The organism is Streptomyces sp. NPDC051211 (assembly GCF_040689505.1).
Lineage (GTDB): Bacteria > Actinomycetota > Actinomycetes > Streptomycetales > Streptomycetaceae > Streptomyces.
Map to the genome: position 1 here is coordinate 77752 of NZ_JBFBAV010000012.1, position 18511 is coordinate 96262.

Annotated in this window: 15 protein-coding genes; 6 read left to right on the top strand and 9 right to left on the bottom strand. The window is 69.0% G+C overall.

The features are described 5' to 3' along the window. The first annotated feature begins 138 nt into the window (after positions 1-138). Entirely contained in the window at positions 139-348 is a 210-nt protein-coding gene (locus tag AB0447_RS14760; protein WP_366477011.1) for a hypothetical protein, read from the top strand. A gap of 142 nt (positions 349-490) precedes the next feature. Beyond that, positions 491-640: a hypothetical protein gene (locus tag AB0447_RS14765; RefSeq protein WP_366477012.1), complete on the top strand. Its 150-nt coding sequence runs from the start codon at positions 491-493 to the stop codon at positions 638-640. Between the two features lie 34 nt (positions 641-674). Here AB0447_RS14765 and AB0447_RS14770 read toward each other — a convergent pair whose 3' ends face one another. From AB0447_RS14770 to AB0447_RS14780, 3 genes are all read right to left on the bottom strand, one after another. Beyond that, entirely contained in the window at positions 675-1550 is an 876-nt protein-coding gene (locus AB0447_RS14770; protein WP_366477013.1) for a hypothetical protein, read from the bottom strand. 1128 nt (positions 1551-2678) lie between these two features. Next, a complete protein-coding gene (locus AB0447_RS14775; RefSeq protein WP_366477014.1) occupies positions 2679-3176 on the bottom strand; it encodes a lamin tail domain-containing protein in 498 nt (165 codons plus the stop codon). Positions 3177-4001: 825 nt separating this feature from the next. Further along, on the bottom strand, positions 4002-4646 hold the full coding sequence (locus AB0447_RS14780; RefSeq protein ID WP_366477015.1) for a disulfide bond formation protein DsbA: 645 nt from the start codon (positions 4644-4646) through the stop codon (positions 4002-4004). Between the two features lie 336 nt (positions 4647-4982). Here AB0447_RS14780 and AB0447_RS14785 point away from each other — a divergent pair, with 336 nt between their 5' ends. Both AB0447_RS14785 and AB0447_RS14790 read left to right on the top strand, forming a co-directional pair. After that, entirely contained in the window at positions 4983-5309 is a 327-nt protein-coding gene (locus tag AB0447_RS14785; RefSeq protein WP_366477016.1) for a hypothetical protein, read from the top strand. Positions 5310-5912: 603 nt separating this feature from the next. After that, positions 5913-6605 carry a peptidoglycan recognition family protein gene (locus AB0447_RS14790; protein ID WP_366477017.1) on the top strand — a complete coding sequence of 231 codons (693 nt, stop codon included), beginning with the start codon at positions 5913-5915 and terminating at the stop codon, positions 6603-6605. 16 nt (positions 6606-6621) lie between these two features. Here the strand turns inward: AB0447_RS14790 and AB0447_RS14795 are convergent, their stop codons facing one another. The 4 genes from AB0447_RS14795 to AB0447_RS14810 form a co-directional block, all read right to left on the bottom strand. Beyond that, on the bottom strand, positions 6622-7971 hold the full coding sequence (locus tag AB0447_RS14795; RefSeq protein ID WP_366477131.1) for a M1 family metallopeptidase: 1350 nt from the start codon (positions 7969-7971) through the stop codon (positions 6622-6624). A 467-nt stretch (positions 7972-8438) separates the two neighbouring features. Beyond that, positions 8439-9515 (bottom strand): tetratricopeptide repeat protein, encoded by a 1077-nt coding sequence (locus AB0447_RS14800; RefSeq protein ID WP_366477018.1) that lies wholly within the window; start codon positions 9513-9515, stop codon positions 8439-8441. Further along, positions 9512-10861: an ATP-binding protein gene (locus AB0447_RS14805; RefSeq protein WP_366477019.1), complete on the bottom strand. Its 1350-nt coding sequence runs from the start codon at positions 10859-10861 to the stop codon at positions 9512-9514. The genes AB0447_RS14800 and AB0447_RS14805 overlap by 4 nt, the downstream gene beginning before the upstream one ends. 582 nt (positions 10862-11443) lie before the next feature. Then, positions 11444-12436, bottom strand: coding sequence for a helix-turn-helix domain-containing protein (locus tag AB0447_RS14810; protein WP_366477020.1), 993 nt, complete (start codon positions 12434-12436; stop codon positions 11444-11446). 74 nt (positions 12437-12510) lie between these two features. Between AB0447_RS14810 and AB0447_RS14815 the strand changes: the two genes are divergently transcribed. Both AB0447_RS14815 and AB0447_RS14820 read left to right on the top strand, forming a co-directional pair. Continuing rightward, on the top strand, positions 12511-13098 hold the full coding sequence (locus tag AB0447_RS14815; RefSeq protein WP_366477021.1) for a cysteine hydrolase family protein: 588 nt from the start codon (positions 12511-12513) through the stop codon (positions 13096-13098). Between the two features lie 561 nt (positions 13099-13659). After that, positions 13660-15300, top strand: coding sequence for a VCBS repeat-containing protein (locus AB0447_RS14820; protein WP_366477022.1), 1641 nt, complete (start codon positions 13660-13662; stop codon positions 15298-15300). Positions 15301-16352: 1052 nt separating this feature from the next. Here the strand turns inward: AB0447_RS14820 and AB0447_RS14825 are convergent. Then, positions 16353-16694: a HopJ type III effector protein gene (locus AB0447_RS14825; protein ID WP_366477023.1), complete on the bottom strand. Its 342-nt coding sequence runs from the start codon at positions 16692-16694 to the stop codon at positions 16353-16355. A 769-nt stretch (positions 16695-17463) separates the two neighbouring features. Beyond that, positions 17464-18036: a GNAT family protein gene (locus AB0447_RS14830; protein ID WP_366477024.1), complete on the bottom strand. Its 573-nt coding sequence runs from the start codon at positions 18034-18036 to the stop codon at positions 17464-17466. Positions 18037-18511 lie beyond the last annotated feature (475 nt).

An 18511-nucleotide genomic window follows, 5' to 3' on the forward strand; every position in this document is an offset into this window, starting at 1 on the left:
CGGCCGCGATGCGCGAGCTCAGCCGTCGTGCGTGCCCAAGCTGACGTCCCGGACGACGCGCCGACCCCGATCGCGCAGATGGACCCGATCGGACACGGTCTGAGTGCGGCCTCTGGCGGTGGCCACCACTCTGGAGCCATGGCCGAGTCCAGAGTGACAATCCACCTTCCCGATGAGCGGGGCCGCCGCCTGGTGACCTACCGGCGCGAGGAACTCGGCCGCGCGACCAACGAGCGGGACGTCCGGGAGTTCCTCTACCGGGCAGGCATGGCCGACGTCGAGGACGTCGACCTCACCGACGAGGCCCTCTTCGACTGGCAGGGCACCGGACCCGAGTCCTGGGCCTGAGCCGTGAAGGCCCTGTGGAACGGCGCTCCCAGGATCACCCTGTATTGCCTGTCGGGGGCGCCCGCCTCCCAGGCGGAGAACAGCTCTCGGGCTACCTCGCCCGGCACCGGCACTGTGCGAATCTCGGGCGGCCGACCGATCCATGAAGGTCAGGCAGGAGGAGCGCCAGGAGCAGCAGCGACAGGCCGAGCAGCAGAAGGCCGAGCGCGAGTACCTGGAGCGGGAGACTGCCGCGACCGCCGAGAAGGTCCGAGGCCGGCTCTCCTGCTGCCGGCTCGGTCGAGCCCCCTGATGGGGGCTCGACCGGGTGGGCGAGCAGCGGGCGATCAGGCGTGGTGCCAGACCGGGGCGGTCTGACGGGCGGCGCCCTGGACGAAGTTCGAGAGGGTGCCGTTCGCGTTCAGGACGACGATGGTGTTGTCGCTCTGGAGGATCACGGACTTGCCCTTGGCGAAGTAGGTCCAGTTGCTCCAAGCGCCGCGCGAGGTCATCTGGACGCCGTACAGGCCGTCCTTCTTCACCAGGCGGACCTTCGTGCCGCCCGCGACCTTGTAGACGCCGAGCTTCGGGGAGACGGTGGTGGCGCCGGTCCAGCTGTGGATCTCGCCGTCGATGGTGAGGCGAACGTAGCGCTGACCGACCTTGCGGACGTCCTGGTACGCGGAGGGCGCCGGGCTCAGGAAGCCGACGCGCTTGCCGTTCTCGACGATGTGCGAGCTGAAGGTCTGTGGACCGGCCTTGTAGGTCTTGACGGTCAGGCTGCCGTACTTCGTCGTGGAGTGGAGGCGGCCCGCGGTGTTGCAGTGCTTCGGCAGCTTCGGGAACGGGGTGGGGGCCCACTGCGCGTCGCCGCCCTGGGTGCGCTGCTTGAAGACAGGAGCGGCGGACAGCACACCATCGATCCGCAGGCCTCCGGCCAGGTCCAGCGGCCTGCTCTGGTCGACGGTGTTCAGGACCTTGCCGTTCCTGTCACGCAGCTGGGCCGTGGCGCCGGTGTGGGCGCTGTTGGTCAGCTTGACCGTCAGGCCGGCGGACAGGGACGGGATGACCTTGCTCTCGACGCAGTTCTCGGCGACCACCAGGCTGCGCGGTGGAGAAGCTTGCTCGGCAGGGGAAGAGGCCGCGAAGGCCGCGGCGGGGGTGGCGATCGCCGCGCCGAAGAGGGCGAGGGCGGTGGTAGTGACGCGCAGGGCAGTACGCATGACGACTCCTTGAAGCGTGGGAGGTGTGTAAGGAGAGCCGTATGCCGTGGTCTCTTGCGGTGGAGGCCGTCGAGTTCGGGCTGTTGGCTACATAAGGAAAGTTAGTGATCTTGTTGGGTGGAATGGTCCGGTCCGCGTCACAGGCGTGTGACGGCGGTAAAACTTTGGCCGACCCGGGGCACCCCTTCGGGGGTGCGGTTCGCCGCGATGTGGGGGAGCCGCGAGGACGTCCTGTACGGGGTGCTCGTCCGCCCGGGACCTGGTGGCGGTGGTCAGCACCGACGGGCCAGTTGATCGGGGCGTTTTCCGGCACCCCGATCTGATGGGTTCGCTGCCGGACGTGCGTGTCCCGGACACTTCGGTGGACGACTGGCAGGCGGTGCTTGATCTGGTCCGGTCGCAGGGGTGGTCGTACGAGAGAGAGACCGGGACTGGCGCCTCATTGGAGTCCTGGCCGATTCGGGTGCGGTGCTGCGTGAGGTGGGCCAGGGCGGGTTCGCTGGTCAGAACACCTTCCGGCATGCCATTGGGGTCTGGCAGGGCCGCTAGATGAATGAGACCGATGTCTGTGCTGGTCGCGACCATGGCGAAGGGCGCCCGTTGGTCAGTGTGAAGACAAACCTGGACGCCCTTCTGGCGGCACTGTACGTGTTCATCGACGACCGTGTGGCGCCTTGTCGCCGGATCGGGCGACCTCCGAAACTGACGGACGCCGAACTGCTGTGCCTGGCGGTTGCCCAGGTCCTGCTCGGCTTTTCCTCGGCCCGCCACTGGATCCGCTTCGCGCATGCCCGGCTGGGGCACCTGTTCCGCTATCTGCCCCACCGCCGAACGGTCCGACCTGGCCGGACACTGCGGCTACGGCTACTGCCGCTCCCACTCACGGTTCTCCTGGGGATACCGGCTCTACCCGGTCACCACCGCCGAGGGCATGCCTGGGACCTGTTGTCCGGCCAATCCCAGGATCGGTGAGCGCGAGGCCACGTCGGGTGCGGGTTGACGGGTCGGGCAGGGTCAGGCGCCAAGGGTGGGTCGGGGGTGTGGCGTGCCGCGGCTGGTTGCCGGGCACGCCGTTGCTGCTGGTGGCTGGCAGTTCACTGTCCCCGATGGTGTGGCTGCCGGTCTGGGTTAGCGGCGGTGGTTGTCGTCGTGCTCGTGGTGGCCGCGGCGGCCCCAGGATTCGGTGTCGATGACGCGGCCGCGGTCGTCGCGGAGGGTGGCGGTGTCGCGCTCGTCCCAGATCTGGTGGCGGCGGTCCTGGTAGACGTCGCGGTGGGTGTCGCGGCCGTGGCCGGTGTGGACCCTGACGCTGGAGTGGCCGTCCAGGCGGAGGTGGTCGAACCGGTAGCGGTTGCCGTCGCGGTCGCTGAGGGTGAAGCCGCGCAGGTTGACGGAGCGGCGGCCGGTGTTCTTCACCTCGACCCATTCCCGGTTCAGGGCGCGGTTGTCGCGGCCGCGGCCGCGGCTGTCGTTCTGGACGTCGCCGATGACGATCGAGGAGTGCCGGCCCCGGTGGTCGCGCCGGTCGTCGTCGTGGGCGACGGCCGGCAGAGCGGCCGCGCCGATCAGGGCGCCGGCGGCCAGGACCGTGGCGAGGGCACGGCGAGTGGCGAGAGAAGCAGACATGCAGATGACTCCTTCAACAGTCAGCCCAGCCCGGCCTCGTGCAAGCCGGGCGGACTCCGTACGGTTCCCGGCGTCATTGCCGAGGAGCCACACTCTGGCCCGCACCCACCATCAACCGCCACAACCTTGGACGCGTGTTGCCGAATGCGGACATATCCGTAACTCTCCCTTGCAAGATGCAAGCGTCAAGGTCCGGTTGACGCGGACGGGCGGCGGGAGGCGGGGAGGCCCGTCCGATGTCGAAGCAAGGGGGTTTCAGCCGCATAGGCAGTTCATTCGCGCCATGTCGTTTGCTGTGCGCCGAATGGGTTCAGCGCTCTGTAACGGGAGCCTCTGCCGTTTCTTCGCACGGATTGCGCACCACCGCTCTGATGTGTGGGGGGGGGCGGGCGACGGCTGGCACTTCGGCTCCTGCACCTGGTGCTGTCGCGGTGGTCAGGGGTGTGCTGGCCGAGCGCATGGGCGGGGCCCACGACCCGTGGGGTGCGCCTCCTGCGGGACGGGTACCCGCCCCCGCCCCCGCTCCAGGCGCCAAACCCGGCGCTGGCGTGCCGTCGGTGGGGAAGCCGCCGATCCGTGGGCGTCGCCCGCGAGCACGGATGCGAAGCGCTCCTGGGGACCATTGACCGAAGGGTTGAACCTCCCTCGCGACTTTGACCTCGGCGACAGGGCGAAGGCGTTGGAACAGCTCGGGACGAACCGCCTCGCCACGCCACGATCGATACCGGTCCGAGGCTCCGCGGTCGCTGGTCGCATCCTTGTCCATCCGAACGCGGGAGCCTCGGCACACAGCTCAGCCGACGCCGACTGAGCTGTGGTGTCCATTCACTCGAATGACGGTTTGCGGTCCCGGGTCCGCTTGAGCTCGAAGAAGCCGTCCGTCCCGGCGACGATGACCAGGGCGTCCCAGAGTTGGCCGGCAGCTTCACCGCGGGGGGCCGGCGTGATCACGGGGCCGAACAGGGCAGTGCCGGCGATGCGGAGAACGGGCGTTCCGACATCGAGGCCGACCTCGTTGAATGCCTCGTCGTGCGAGTCCTTGATGAGCTGGTCGAACTCAGTGCTTGTGGCGGCCGAGGCCAGCGACTCGGGTAGGCCCGCCTCCGTGAGGGCCTCGTTGACGACGGCGGGATCGTCGCGGCGACTTTGGTTGTGAAGGCGGGTGCCGAGGGCAGTGTAAAGCGGGCCGAGGACGCCGGGGCCCCCATGCTCAGTGGCCGCTGCGCAGACCCGCACCGGACCCCATGCTTTCGTCATCAGCTGCCGGTAGTCATCGCTGAGGCCCTTGCCCTCACGCTGGACGAGGTTCAGGTAGGCCAGCGACATGATCCGCCAGTCGGCGCGCACCGGCCGGACCTGCTCGACCTCCAGGAGCCACCGCGACGTGATCCACGCCCAGGGACACAGCGGATCGAACCAGAAGGGGACCGCGACGACGTCCGATGGTTCCTTGATCACCAAAATGAGCACCGTCCTATCTCAGACCGGCCTTGTATTCGTTCTCTCCTGCCGAAGGCTAGATGTCGAATGGTCCGGCTTGGACCGGCATGTTGCATTTGGCCGTGCGTCCCGCGATTTTCACCAGAGCCGCAAGATCGCTGAGCTGAGAAGTGTTGTCCGCAGCACTGACCAGCTGGGTGACACCTGCGCCGTGACGTCGACGTCTGCGTAGGCCCTGTGGCAGCCGGGGGCCTGTGCTAACTGCTCCGGGGTCAGGCCGGTTTGGGCCGTACCGGCCGGTGTCACCGGGGCGAACGCGGGAGGCCGGCTGAGGGATGCACTTCTGCCGACCGCCGTCCACGGGCCTTGCTCGTAGCGAAGCGCGAGAGCAGCGACCTCAAGGGGCTGGCCGGGCATCCCATGGGGGTCGTCGTCTCGAAGTCGATGACTACGAACGTCATCGCCTGGAAGGCGGGGCCCTTCGTCAAGCTGCCCATGTATTTCCCGTTCCCGTGGGGTCCGTGGCGTCGCCGGCCCTCGCCCGGCTCATCGAGGATGAGCATGCCCGAGGGCCTGCTCCCGCGGTACGCCTCACTGGCCGATGAGGCGGATAACGGCCTGCGCGGCGTCCTGCAGGTCCGGCGCGTTACCGAGGCGCTCGCCGGTCCAGGTCTCGCTCAGGGACCGGCATAGGCCCGACATCACCGGCAGGAACTCGGACGGCAGTGGTGTGGGCTGCGGCCACCGGCTCCTGGGCACGCCCTCGGAGATCAGCCGGTTGACGGCAGCTCGAGCCCGTTGTCGGCGTACCAGTGGGCCTCGGGCCCGACTCCGGTGAGGCCCTCGTAGGAGGTCAGCGGGCCGCGGATGCAGGAATCGCCTACCGGGTGTCACACGGCACGAGTCGGAAACTGCCGGAGCCTGCGCGAGCCGTGGCAGGGCCCGGTGGCCCTGTCGAGGATCTGGGCGGCGCCGCGGCACGGCGGCCTGAGAACGGCCGGCTCCTCGTGAGCCGGGGCTGCAACGGCGCGCGGAGCCAGAGCTGGGGCTTCTGAACGCCGGCCGCGGCCCGCTCCTCTGGTGAACCACACGACAAGGCGCCCGACCAAGGAGTTCTCCCCAGCCGGACGCCGTCGGTTCAGTCATCAACCCGAACGTCGAGGCGCTCGCCGGGCCCGCTTGCCGAGGCGCGGCCCCTGGTGAAGGATCAGATTACGGGGCGTAGCGCCTATGTATCGCGATGTCATGATTCGCGGCGTGTCGTCCTCTGCCTGCCCGACCTCATGAGGAGTGGCCATGGAAGATAGTCCGCTCAGCCGTCGACGGCTGTTGTGGGGTGCTGCCGGCGCGGCGGGCACGGCTCTGGCCGCTGTCGGGCTGCCTCAGCTGATGGGGCCCGACGAGAAGGTGAAGGCTGGTCAGCCGAGCCCCATGCGCAAGGCTTCCGTCGGCGCCGGGCCGCCTGCCACCCTGCGTCCGGACGGCTCGGTGGACTACGCGCCCGCCGTCTGGGTCGAAGCGTCCGAGTCCAACTACACGCCCTCCGACCGCCCCGATGCGTATCCCATCGAATATGTCGTCATTCACCTGACCACGGACATCTTTCCGCTCATGCTCGCCATGTTCAACGACCCCGCCGAGAGGGTGTCCGCGCACTACGTGATCAGTGCATCCGGCACGCGGATCGCCCAGTGCGTGCGGGAGCGCGACGTCGCCTGGCACTCCGGCAGCATTTGGTACAACTACCGGAGCATCGGCATCGAGCACGAAGGCTGGACCGACCAGCCTGCTTACACCGACGAGATGTACCAGGCGTCCGCCGTGCTCACGGCCACGATCTGCGCGAAGTACGACGTCCCGGTCGACCGGGACCACATCCTGGGCCACGTCGAGATCCCGCTGTCCACTCACGAGGACCCCGGGCCCGTGTGGAACTGGGACAAGTACATGAAGCTCGTCGAGACCGCCCACCAACGCATCAGGACCTGACACCGCGTCGACCCCGTCACGCGGGCTTGCCGTCGCCGTACAGCCACGAGTCCCAGATCGAGTCGAGGTCCCGGCCGGCCTTGTCCTCCGCGTACGCGGTGAAGTCGTCCGTGGAGGCGTGGCCGTGGCGGTGGCGCAGGGTCCAGCCCCGCACCAGGGTACGGAAGGCCTTGTCGCCTACGGTCTGGCGGATCCTGTGGATCACCATCGCACCGCGCACGTACACCGGCTGGCCGGTGATGTCCGAGGCGCTCGGCGGCTCGGCGGGCGGGAAGTCCCACTCGTCGTCGTCCGCGGCCTTGGCGTGGTTGCGGTCGAAGTGGTCCTGGGCGCTGGCCCCGCCGTGGTCCTCGGTCCACAGCCACTCCGCATAGGTTGCGAAGCCCTCGTTGAGCCACATGTCCCGCCAGGTCCGGGGGGTGACGGAGTTGCCGAACCACTGGTGGGCCAGTTCGTGCACCACGTTGGTGGTGTGGAAGATGTCGGCCGGAATGGTCGGCCTGGTCTGAGTCTCCAGGGCGTAGGGCACATCGGCCGCCTGATCGACGATCACCCCGGCGGCGGAGAAGGGGTAGGGACCGAACCACCCTTCGGCCCATTCCATGATCTCGGGGAACCGGCCGATGACCGCTCCGTCCTCGTCCACGCCCGCGGTCGTGTCCATCGCCGACACGACCGGGACGCCCGATCGGGTTCGGGAGGTCCTGATGTCGTATCTGCCGATGGCCACGGTCGCCACATGGCTGGCCATGGGCTCGGCCTGGTGCCAGTGGAAAGTGGCGCGGTCGCCACTTGTGCGCCGGGCGCGCAGCTGCCCGTTGGAGATCGCCTGCACCGCCTTGGGCACCGTCACGGTGATGTCGTACGAGGCCTTGTCCGAGGGGTGATGGTTGCCCGGGAACCAGGACATCGAGCCCGTCGGCTCACCGAACGCGACTGCTCCGTTGTCCGTCCTCAGCCAGCCTTCGCGCCACCCGTGGTCATGGGTGATCGACTCCGGCGTGCCCGCGTAGTCCACGACGCTGCGGAAGGCGGCGCCCTTCCTGAGGTGATCGCGCGGCTGCAGGGTCAGCTCCTGCCCGTCCTGCCGAACCCGCGCCTTGCGGCCGTCGACGGTGGCGCTCAGCACCTCCATGCCGAGGAGGTCGAGATTGAAGGCGCTGAGGTCCTCGGTGGCCTTCGCAGTGATCTCCGCAGTGCCCTTGAGCCGGCCGCTGCCGGGATCGTAGGCCAGAGTCAGGGCGTAGTGGGTGACGTCGTAGCCGCCGTTGCCGAGCCCCGGGAAGTACGGGTCCCCGGCGCCTGCGGCAGCGGGGTGCCCGCCCCGGAACACCGTGCCGGCAGCACCCGTCCGAGCCGTGTCCACGCCGGTGCGGGTACCCGCACCACCGCCACCACGGCCGTCGGACTCCGAGCACGCGGGGAGCGCGGCGAGCACGCCCGCGATCGCGAAGGCGGCCAGACGTCCGGATGTCTTCACGCAGCCGATCATGACCCAGCACCCAGGTGTCCCTGACCCCGCCACGCCGTGCACATGACCCCTCCGGCGGGCACGGCCCGGATGCCGCCGGCCGGGTTGCGCCGACGGAGCGCCATCGAGGGGTATCCCCGAGATACGGACCAAAGGGGCAATGAGTTGATCTTGAGGCCCTTGGCGGGGCGGGCTCAGGCCGTGCTGTCGGCCTCATCGGCTTCGGCGAGGATGCGGTAGACGGTGGCGACCGAGGAACCTGGAGCCGCTCACGGCTTCCGGATGAGTGCCGCCCAACCATGTGCGAGGGGTTCCGTGTGAGACCTCGACGACGAGGGCCGAGGCTGCTGCGGATCATCCGGTCACCCGGTCTTCCTGCGGTCGAACGCCATGGTCGAAAGCGGCGCCACCAAGCCGGCCCAGAACAGGACCTCCGGCACACTCCGATCGGTCCACGGAATCTGGGATATCAGCAGAGCGCAGAGCATGGTCCACGCAGCCTGTCCCAGCACGATCCGGGCCCAGCGGCCACGGCGTACGAGGGAGCGGATGTTGAGCTGCACTCCGGTACGCAGCCGGCGGTAGCGCAACAGCGCGCCGAAGCCCCAGATCGCGGCCATGACCATGAGCACCCAGACCCGGTTGCCGAGCGGTACGGGCAGCTCCCGCAAGGTCGGATCCTTGGCCGTGGCGAACAGGTCGATCATCACTCCCGCAGCTGCCAGGCAGACGAGCGCGAGCCAGCGTGTTCCCCGCAGCAGGCGGTACGTGGCATGGTCGAGGCCGCTGCGCAGCATCGGGGACTGGGGTACGCCCGCCAGGCCCGCGGAGTACATCTCCGCGGCCTGGGCGGCCGTGACGTCCGGGGTGTCGGCCATCGCGTCGATGTGCATGGCCTGTGCTGTCTCGTTGGACGGGTCGAGGCGCAGCCATTCGACCAGTGCCTGCTTCGCGACGTCCTGACGCTGCGTGCGTACGGCCGCGAAGCACAGGGCCTGGTGGGCGTCGGGCTCCTGCGGGGCGAGGCGCACGGCCTCGTGGGCCGCCTCGTACGCTCGCTCGTGATCGGCAGGCGGGGCCGTCGCATAGGCGACGAGCACGCCGGACAGCGCGAAATGCGAGGTCCACTTGTCGGGCGCTCTGCGGATTGCCTCCTCTGCCGCCGCCCGAGCCTCGGCCGGCCTGCCCAGGCGGAGCAGCACCCGGGACAGCAGAATGAGCGCGCCGACGTGCCCGGGCGTGATCCGGAGCATCTCGGTGGCTGCCCGCTCCGCGAGCTCGTACTCGCCGAGTTTCTCGTGGGCGACGGCGAGCACCTGCCAGGCCCATTCGTCGTCCGGCTCCTCGGCGAGGTGGGGGGCCAGCACGGCCTTGGACTCCTCGAACCGGTCTGCCGCCTGCAGCGCACCGGCGCGCGCCACCACCGGATTCACGCTCACAGCTTCCGCCTCTTCTTCAGGTACGTCACCAGGTCGTCGTACATACCGCCCTCGTTGGCGAACATCGCCACGTTCCGCGCCGCCGCGAACCACGGTTCGGTCGACGGGACCACCGACTTCGCAGCGTCGAGCAGGTCCTTCGTTCCGATCATGCGGATCAGGCCGGTGCGTACCGAGTCGAGCAGCGCGCTCTCGGCCGCCGACTCGCACACATGGGCCAGGTCCGCACCCGAGAGGCCGTCCGTCGCCTTGACGAGACGTCCCAGATCGACTGCCTCGATGGGACGTTCGCGCAGGTGGTAGCGGAGAATCGCCTCGCGGGCGGTGGCGTCGGGCGGCAGGACGAGCAGAGTGCGGTCGAGCCGTCCCGGCCGCCGGAGCGCGATGTCCACGTCCCAGGGGACATTGGTGGCGGCGAGGACGAACACGCCTTCATTGGCGGCGGAGTGAATGCCGTCGAGCTCGGTGAGGAGCTGGTTGACGGTGTTGCGCATGCCGCTGTGCTGCGTACGGCTGCGCTTGGCGCCGAGCGCGTCCAGTTCGTCGAGGAAGACGACACAGGGCGCCTGACGGCGGGCGGTCTCGAAGACCTCGTGCATGTTGCGTTCGGAGTTGCCCATCCACATGTCGAGGACGTCGTTGACGGACACGGACAGGAAGCTCGCGCCCAGCTCGCCGGCGACGGCACGGGCGATGAAGGTCTTGCCGCAGCCGGGCGGACCGTAGAGGAGGAGCCCGCCGCGCAGGCTCTTGCCGTACAGCTTGCGCAGTTCGGGGTTGCGCATCGGCGCGAGGAACGCGGCTTCGAGGCGGTCCTTGACCTCCTGCATGCCGCCGACGTCCGCGAGCCGCACGACATCGGGAGCGGACACCTCCCAGGCAGCGGCGTCCCCGGGGTCGCCGCTGCCGCAGGCGCTGAGCGGGGGCTCGACGAAGCGGGGCTCGACGATGCCGTCGACCTCCTGCTCGGCCGCCCGCCAGTCGAACCCGGCGCGGCGGGACGACTCATCGGGTGCGCCTACCGGATCCGCCGGCGCCGCCGATTCGGCGGACGCGGCCGGCTCGACGGACGACACAGGATCAGCGACCGTGGACGTGTTCTGGGCCACGGGCGTGGGGGCTGCCGGCCTTCCCATCGCCCGCACCATCAACTCCCGCGCCGCTCCGTCCCCCGGAGCATGCTGCAAGGCTGCCGCGACCTCCGTCACTGCAGCGTCGTGCAGACCCGCGGAAAGCAGCAACTCCGCGAGGTGCAGCCGCAGAGGGACATCCCCGGGGGCAGCGGCCACGGCTGTGCGCAGGCTCTGTATCAGCGGGGATTCAGGGGTGGGAGACTCTTCCGGCATGATCCATGTTTACGCGGGACCGCCGACGAGAGTCCAGGCGGGGCGGTGTGCGGTGGATCACCAAGGTGGCTGCGCAGGTGAGAGCCAGGTTCTGGCACACATTCCGTGAGGACGACCAACGGCGCTCGAGTTCGTCACCATCCGCAGGCCCTGCCGTTCAATCAGCCCAGCCCTCGGTGTTCGAGCACGACTCGTATGAGTAGCGAGTGTCGCGGTCCCACTCCTCCCCGGTGATGCGTTTGTATGCGCGGTCCGGTACGCAGGCTCGCAGCGGCGCCAGGCCTCGGCCAGGACGGCGAGGGCATGGTGCACCTGCGGTCTACTGGACTCGCGCCCTTGGGACCGGCTGGCCTGTACCGAGTGTGGCCTGCCGATACACGCGAAGACCTCGGACCGTGGCGCACGCTTTTGTGCCCGTGGCTGCGTAGGTCGCCACCAGGAACGTCTGTTGGCGGCTTTCAGGAGCCTTGTCATGAGGTGGCACGCAAGAATGCACAAGGGGCCAAGCATCGCGGTCAGTCACAACGTCGCTGAGACTGAGTCCTTGAGTTGGCCCGAGTGCGCGTCGTGGTCGGCCCGCGATCAACGCCCTTGTCCAGAGAGGGGTTGTTCGGCGAACGAGGTGCGGTAGGTGCGTGGGCTGGTCGCTAGGCGGGATGTGAAGTGCTGTCGCATGGTGACTTCGCTGCCGAAACCGGACCGGCGGGCGACCTCGGGCATGGGAAGGTCGGTGCGTTCCAGGAGCTTCTGGGCCGTCGCGATGCGGTGGTCCACAATCCAGCGCAGCGGGGTGGTTCCGGTGGCCGCCACGAAGTGCCGGGCGAAGGAACGCGGCGACATCCTGGCGCGGGCGGCGAGCGCGGCCACGGTGAGTGGCTCGTCGAGATGCGCCAGGGCGAAGGCACGCACCTCGGCCAGCGCGTCCGCGTCGCGGTCGGCGTGCGGGGTCGGATGTTCTATGAATTGGGCCTGGGTGCCGGTCCGGAAGGGTGCTGTGACCATGGAGCGGGCGACTGTCGCAGCTGCCTCCGCGCCGTGCGCGGCGCGCACCAGATGCAGGCACAGGTCGATGCCGGCGGCGGTGCCGGCGGCTGTCCATAGGTTGCCGTCCTCGACGAACAGGGCGTCCCGCTCGACCCGCACCTGTGGGTGTCGGGCCTCCAGCAGATCGGTCAGCGCCCAGTGGGTTAGCGCCCGGCGGCCGTCCAGCAGTCCCGCCTGGGCGAGTGTGAACGCGCCGCCGCACAGCGCGGCGATGGTGGTGCCCCGGGCGTGGGCGCGGCGCAGCGCTGCGAGGACGGGCTCGGGCGCTGGGGTGACGTGGTTGTCCAAGCCCGGTACAAGGATCAGCTCGGCGCGGGGTAGCCAGGCGAGGGTGCGGTCGGGTGTGAGCGCGAGCCCGCCGCGCATCGGTACCGGTTCGGAGCCCTCGGCTACCCGGCGCAGCTCGAACGCGGGGACCCCGTGGTCGGTGCGGTCCGTGCCCCATACCTCAGTGATCACCGACACATCGAAGGCCCGGATGCCGGGGAAGGCGAGCAGGGCGATGCGGTGGGCCGGTGCGGGTCGGGTCATCCCGGCAGTAAATCATCGATCGCTGTCTTTGTGCCTCCTGTGAGAGAGCCCACCGGGGCGGCAGGATCGTGGACATGAAGATCACGCAGAACGCGGCGCTGGTAGTGGTGGACGTGCAGAAGGGCTTCGACGAGTCGGAGTTCTGGGGCCCGCGCAACAACCCGGCCGCCGACGAGAACATCGCCTCGCTGATCGCGGCCTGGCAGAGCACGGACAGGCCGGTCGTCTTCGTACGGCATGACTCGAACAAGCCCGGCTCGCCGCTGCGGACCGGGTATGAGGGAAACGATTTCAAGGACTACGTCGAGGAGCGGCGCGGCAAGGGCGGCGGGCCGGAGCTGTTCGTCACCAAGTCCGTGAACTCGGCGTTCTACGGCACCCCCGACCTTGACGGCTGGTTCAAGGCGTCGGGCGTCACCCAGGTCGTACTGGCCGGTATCCAGACCAACATGTGCGTGGAGACCACCGCCCGCATGGGCGGCAACCTCGGTTACGACGTGCTGGTCGCCCTCGACGCTACCCATACCTTCGACCTGACCGGCCCGAATGGCTGGCATCTGACGGCCGACGAACTGGCCCGAGCGAGTGCCGTCTCGCTGCACGGCGGGGGCTTCGCTCGGGTGGTGACGACCGGCGAGCTGGTGGCCGCCGTCCGCCCCTGACACCCCAGGGGGGCGGGCCACCTCCAACGCTCAGCCGGACCAACTCGACCACTCCCGACCAGGTCAAGGACTCGGCCACACCCGCTCGTTTCGCTCGTTCTCCGTAACCGGATTGCCCCCGACCGCCGCTCCTCGATCATCCGGACGAGACCAGGACGCCTGGGCAACCGAAAGGTTGCCCAGGAAACTTCTTCCCTTCCGGAGATGGCCAGGGTTAGCCTCCGAGTACTTGCCGGGGGATCTCTCTGCGCTGAATGTTCCGATGGGGCGTTCGTGCGTGTCCTGCTGTTCGCCCGCGTTCCCCGGCGGCACCACGACTGTCCCTGGGGGGACCTTGTACTCCATGCGCGCCTGGCCAGCCTGGCGGTCTCTCCCGCCGTGGCGCCGTCTGCCGGGCGCCGCCACACGCCGGCGCCCTCCGCCCGCGTCAAGTCGGTAGGCAGTCCGCTCGGCTACAGCGGCGTCTCCTGACGGAGCCTCCGCAATCCATGGCTCGCATAACGCGCTTCTCCCGCCCCAACCGTCCCAGGAGGGACCTTGTCTCGCATGCACCACCGGCGCATGAACCGGCTGGCTGGCTGCACGGCCCTCGCGCTCACCGCAGGGCTCGTGTCGGCCGCCCCGGCGGCCGCCGCGGATTCCCCGGCGGCCACCGGCTACGCCACCGCCCGCGCGAAGGCCCGCTTCGACCTCGACGGCGACGGCCGCAGTGATCGGCTGTACCGCTCGGCCGTGACCGGCAAGCTGACCGTCATCCTGTCCAAGACGGGCACCACCAAGGGGTTCACGGTGGGCGCCGACGACCTTGCCGGCAGCGTCGCCAAAGAGATCCTCCCTGCGGACAACCTCTGGGGCACCGCGAGCCCCGAGCTGCTGACGCTGCACTCCGACGGCACGCTCCGCCTGCACACCACCGTGAGCACCACGGCCACCGACAAGGGCCTCATCTGGCGGGGCACCGGCTGGCAGATCTACAACAAGGTCCTCGCACCCGGCGACCTGACCAAGGACGGCCGCCAGGACCTGCTGGCCCGCACCCCGGCCGGCACCCTCTACCTGTACTCCGGTACCGGCACCGCGTACAACGGCGGCCCGTTCAAGTCGCGCGTCAAGGTCGGCGGCGGCTGGCAGATCTACGACCAGATCGTCGGCACCAACGACCTCGATGGCGACGCCATCGCCGACCTGGTGGCCAGGACGCTCGCCGGCGACCTCTACTTCTACAAGGGGACGGGCTCCGCCACGGCCCCGTTCAAGACCCGCATCAAGATCGGCGGTGGCTGGAACATCTACAACCAGATCGTCGGCACCGACGACGTCAACCATGACGGCAAGGCCGACCTGGTGGCCCGCACCTACGCCGGCTCGTTCTACAAGTACCTCTCCGTCGGCGGCGGCAAGTTCGCCACCCGCACGTACGACAGCGGCGGCGGCCAGAACATCGCCCACTACACCAACCAGGGCGGTGTGCCCGACTACGGCAAACACGGGCTGTTCGCCGTCGACAGGGCGGGGACCGCCTTCACGTACCGCACGCTGGCCAACGGCAAGCTGACCGCAGCCAAGCAGTACGGCCCCGCCGGGGTCCATTACAGCCACTGGGGGATGACCTACGGATCCGCGCTGGGCGAGACCGACCAGCCCTGCGTGCTGACTGCCTACAACCCGGGCTTGTCCTGCGACGGCATCGGCGAGGTCTCCACGAGCCCGGACTTCTACAGCTACTCCGAGACGATCGCGCCGGGCGATGTCACCGGCGACGGCAAGGGCGACGTCATCGGTGTGGACCCCTGGGGCAATCTGTTCCTGCACGCGGGCTTGAAGGAGGGGTGGCCGCAGGTGGGATCAGCTGTGAAGATCGGCACCGGCTGGCGGTTGGACAAGCTGGCCGGCGCCGGCGACATCACCGGCGACGGCCGCCCCGACCTGATCTCCCGCGACGGCGACCGCCTGTACATCCACCCGGGCACGGGCTCGGCAACCGCTCCCTTCGCCACGCGCGTCCTGATCGGCGCGGGCTGGGGCGCATACGAACACCTGGCCACGCCGGGCGACATGAACGGCGACGGCCGCGCCGACCTGCTCGCGGTCACCCCCACCGGTGACGTCTACCGGTACGCGGCCACCGGCCTGAGCGGCACGTCCACCTTCGCCGCCCGAGCCAAGATGGCCACCGGCTGGGCGTACGACCACATCAGCTAGCAGCCAGCACCGGCGCGCTCCTGTACTACCCGAGCGGCGTGTGCGCGCGTGAGCACGTCCGCCAGATTCACGCCGATCGCAGCGACACTCTCCCATGACAGTCGTCCCTGTCTCTCCCCCCCATGGCTGCCGGCGAGGGAGGCCCAGGGACGAACTCCATGACGATCCACGGTGCGCCGCCGTGCTCCGCCATGTCACCGCGCGGGGGAGGAGGTCACCGAGGAGCAGCTGCGGACCCTCTTTGGTGAGGGAGTCCGGAACCATAGGCGGAGCGGATCGAGGACCACGCGGCCGTCATCCGGTTCTCACCAGCGGCATCTACCGCGTCCGGCTGCCCAGCGGTCTGTCACCACGGGCGAGAAGCCGGCCGCCGAGCGCACCACGATGCTGGCAGCGGGACAACGGCGGTGTCAGCGTCGAGTGACACGGGCCTGTCACACAGGCCGCCGGGAGGTGTCACACACAGGCTCTGTCACACGGCTGACCTGGGCTGCACCTGCCGGATCCCCCCGGACCCCCTTGGCGAGCATCCCCGCTCGACGGCTGTCCGGCCGCCGACCCCTTGACCAGGTGTGACCGCATGGCTGGGTACGTTGCAATTCCCCTTGACCTGCTTCGCGACGGGCGACCGTTGGACGGCGGTCAAGGGGTACCTCTGCACGCTCTCCCTCCACGGCCCCGGTGTGGGCGGTGAAAGAGAGCGAAGGATACGACGATGGTGACGATCCACTGCCATCCGGGAGGCAGCCCGCGGCACCCGGCCCCGCCGCGCCTCGAGCTGGGCGCGGGCAAGCCCCGCGCCGGCTGGGCAACCCGAAGTGGGCTCCTCTCCTGTGACATCTAGCTTGCCCGGCACAGCTATTCGGGACCGCCGCGGGAAAGGCGTGGGTGGTGAGTACGTTGCGCCGATAGGCTCGCCCGGCACAAAGGGGGTTGCTGATGAGCCACAAGGTCGTGGCTCTGCCGGACATCCCGAAGTACTCAACGCGGGCGCGGACCTGTTTTGTGCGACTGATGATGAGAACCTTTGGCGCTCGCCCGGGTTTCGCTGTTCAGCTCTTGCGGGCCAACGGTTGCCCGGCGAAGCTCACCCCTTCCAGGCCATGGGCCATGAGGTTGCGAATGTTGCCGTGATCAGTGTCGTTCGGCGTCGCCAGCACACTGCGATAATGCTCACCGAACGCCAACAGCGCCTCTTGGTCGCTCAGCCCTTCCAGCAGGGCCAGTCCCAGCGTCTTGCAGGAACCCTCGTTCTCACCTGCGGCATTTTCCAGTTCCCCGTTGCGGAACGCCTGCGGCTGATACTCGTAATGCGCGGCGACGAAGGCCAAAGTGTCGGCGAACTCGTGCTCACCTGACGCAAGGCTTGCCCGCAGCGAGTTCAGATCAGTCATGTTGGTTCCCCTGGGTTGAACAGACGGTCCGATTGCCGTCCGTGACCGGACGACGGTACCCCCTTATAGCCAGCCAGTAGGAACCGCGCCACATGTCGGAACGAGCGGCATCTCCGCAGGTCACCATGCGCGACTGTGCGACCCGCCGAGAGCCGGTTTCGGTCCGGGCGATCGGCCGCGAGGGCGGTGCTGATCAGCAGGACGTTGCCGTTCCCGCCCTGTGCCGCAGGCGGGTCGGTTGCGTGCCGTGGCAAGGCGGGGTCGGCCGGTGGCGTTGTCAGTGTGGGGCAGGCTGATGACCTTCATGGCCGAAAACAGTGCCCTGTCCTCCGCGACTGCCGGAAAGGGTGTCGGGCCGCAAGCGGGGACTGGCCGTGAACGTCACCGAGCTTCTGGCAAGCCTCCAGGCCCAGCACGACGAGGCCACCACCCGGGCCGGAGAACTACGCGACCGGATCGAACACCTCACCGCGGCCCTGGCCGCGACCGAAGCACGGCTTACGGACCTGGCTACCACCCGAAAGACCATGGTGGAGGTCGCACCGGCAGGTACCGAACCCGGTGCCCTCGGGTCGAACAGCGCCTACCAGGTCATCGTGAGCGCCTTCAACCAGCACCCTGACCGGGCATTCCGAGCCCCTGAACTGCACGAATTCCTAGGCATGCCCACCGACGACGCGTCCGTCAACATCACCCGCAGCCGCCTCGGACGCCTCACCCGTCAAGGCTTCCTCACCCAGCCGAGTCGAGGCCGCTACCAGAAGCGAACTCAGCGGGCTGGGATCGGCACGGCCGCCGGTCGCCATTCTCGCCTGAGCAATCCGAACACCCACGAGTCGGATACCTCGCCGTTCACGACGCAGTCTTCCCGCAACGTCCCTTCACGCACGAATCCGATCTTCTCCAGTACCCGGGCGGATGCCACGTTGCGCGTATCGGTCTCGGCCTGGACTCGGTTCAGGTCCAGTGTGTCGAATGCCCACTGCAGCAAGGCGTGCGCGGCTTCCGTCGCGTAGCCGTGGCCCCACATCGCATCGTCGAGGCAGTAGCCCAACGATGCGCTGCGGTAGTCCGGGTTCCATCCGGTCAGAACGCACCAGCCGACGAACGCCCCGTCGGAAGCACGGTCGATGGCAACCCGCGCCCCGGTGCCCTCGTCCGCCATCTTCCGGCACATCGCGATGAAGCGCTCGGCGCGGGCCCGTTCGGTCCACGGTGGGGAGTCCCAGTAGCGCATCACGTAGGTGCTGCTGTGCAGCGCGAAGAGGGGGTCCGCGTCGATGTCGGTGAAGGGGCGCAGTCGCAGGCGAGCGGTGTGCAGTGTGGGGGTGGCCAAAGTCATGCGCATCATCTTGCGCCCTCACGGGGCGGGCAGAGCACCGAATTTTTCCGATCCAAGGGGGCGACTGCGAGGGAGCGGCGGACGGCCGCCTCGTGAAGGCCGGCCTCCTCGTCTACCTCGGCGGGGACGTGGAGTCCCCGACGCCCACCCGGACCAAGTGGCCGCCCTCGGCCGCCGCCGGGACCTGCCCGCCCTGCTCGACCGGAACGCCCCGCTGGGCCCTGACCAGGCCGCGGTCCGCCTCGGGCTACGCCGTACGGACTTCGGCCAGGTCGTCCGCCTCGGCTCGTCGCCTCGGTCGGCTCGGTGGAGATCGACTACGAGCGGCAGGGCGGCGTTACCACGGTCCAGCTGTACTCCGCCCAGGACATCGCCCTTTGCCGGTCGTCCGGCCCGGGGTGGACTGGCGGGCGGTGCGCACCGTCTTCGCCACCCGCGCCTCCCACGATGGGGTGTCAGACCCGGTCGGTACCGT

Excerpts from the sequence above, each read along its gene's own strand:
- AB0447_RS14760 (WP_366477011.1), top strand. The coding sequence starts at position 139 with ATGGCCGAGTCCAGAGTGACAATCCACCTTCCCGATGAGCGGGGCCGC.
- AB0447_RS14765 (WP_366477012.1), top strand. The coding sequence starts at position 491 with ATGAAGGTCAGGCAGGAGGAGCGCCAGGAGCAGCAGCGACAGGCCGAG.
- AB0447_RS14770 (WP_366477013.1), bottom strand. The coding sequence starts at position 1,550 with ATGCGTACTGCCCTGCGCGTCACTACCACCGCCCTCGCCCTCTTCGGC.
- AB0447_RS14775 (WP_366477014.1), bottom strand. The coding sequence starts at position 3,176 with ATGTCTGCTTCTCTCGCCACTCGCCGTGCCCTCGCCACGGTCCTGGCC.
- AB0447_RS14790 (WP_366477017.1), top strand. The coding sequence starts at position 5,913 with ATGGAAGATAGTCCGCTCAGCCGTCGACGGCTGTTGTGGGGTGCTGCC.
- AB0447_RS14805 (WP_366477019.1), bottom strand. The coding sequence starts at position 10,861 with ATGCCGGAAGAGTCTCCCACCCCTGAATCCCCGCTGATACAGAGCCTG.
- AB0447_RS14810 (WP_366477020.1), bottom strand. The coding sequence starts at position 12,436 with ATGACCCGACCCGCACCGGCCCACCGCATCGCCCTGCTCGCCTTCCCC.
- AB0447_RS14815 (WP_366477021.1), top strand. The coding sequence starts at position 12,511 with ATGAAGATCACGCAGAACGCGGCGCTGGTAGTGGTGGACGTGCAGAAG.
- AB0447_RS14820 (WP_366477022.1), top strand. The coding sequence starts at position 13,660 with ATGAACCGGCTGGCTGGCTGCACGGCCCTCGCGCTCACCGCAGGGCTC.
- AB0447_RS14825 (WP_366477023.1), bottom strand. The coding sequence starts at position 16,694 with ATGACTGATCTGAACTCGCTGCGGGCAAGCCTTGCGTCAGGTGAGCAC.
- AB0447_RS14830 (WP_366477024.1), bottom strand. The coding sequence starts at position 18,036 with ATGACTTTGGCCACCCCCACACTGCACACCGCTCGCCTGCGACTGCGC.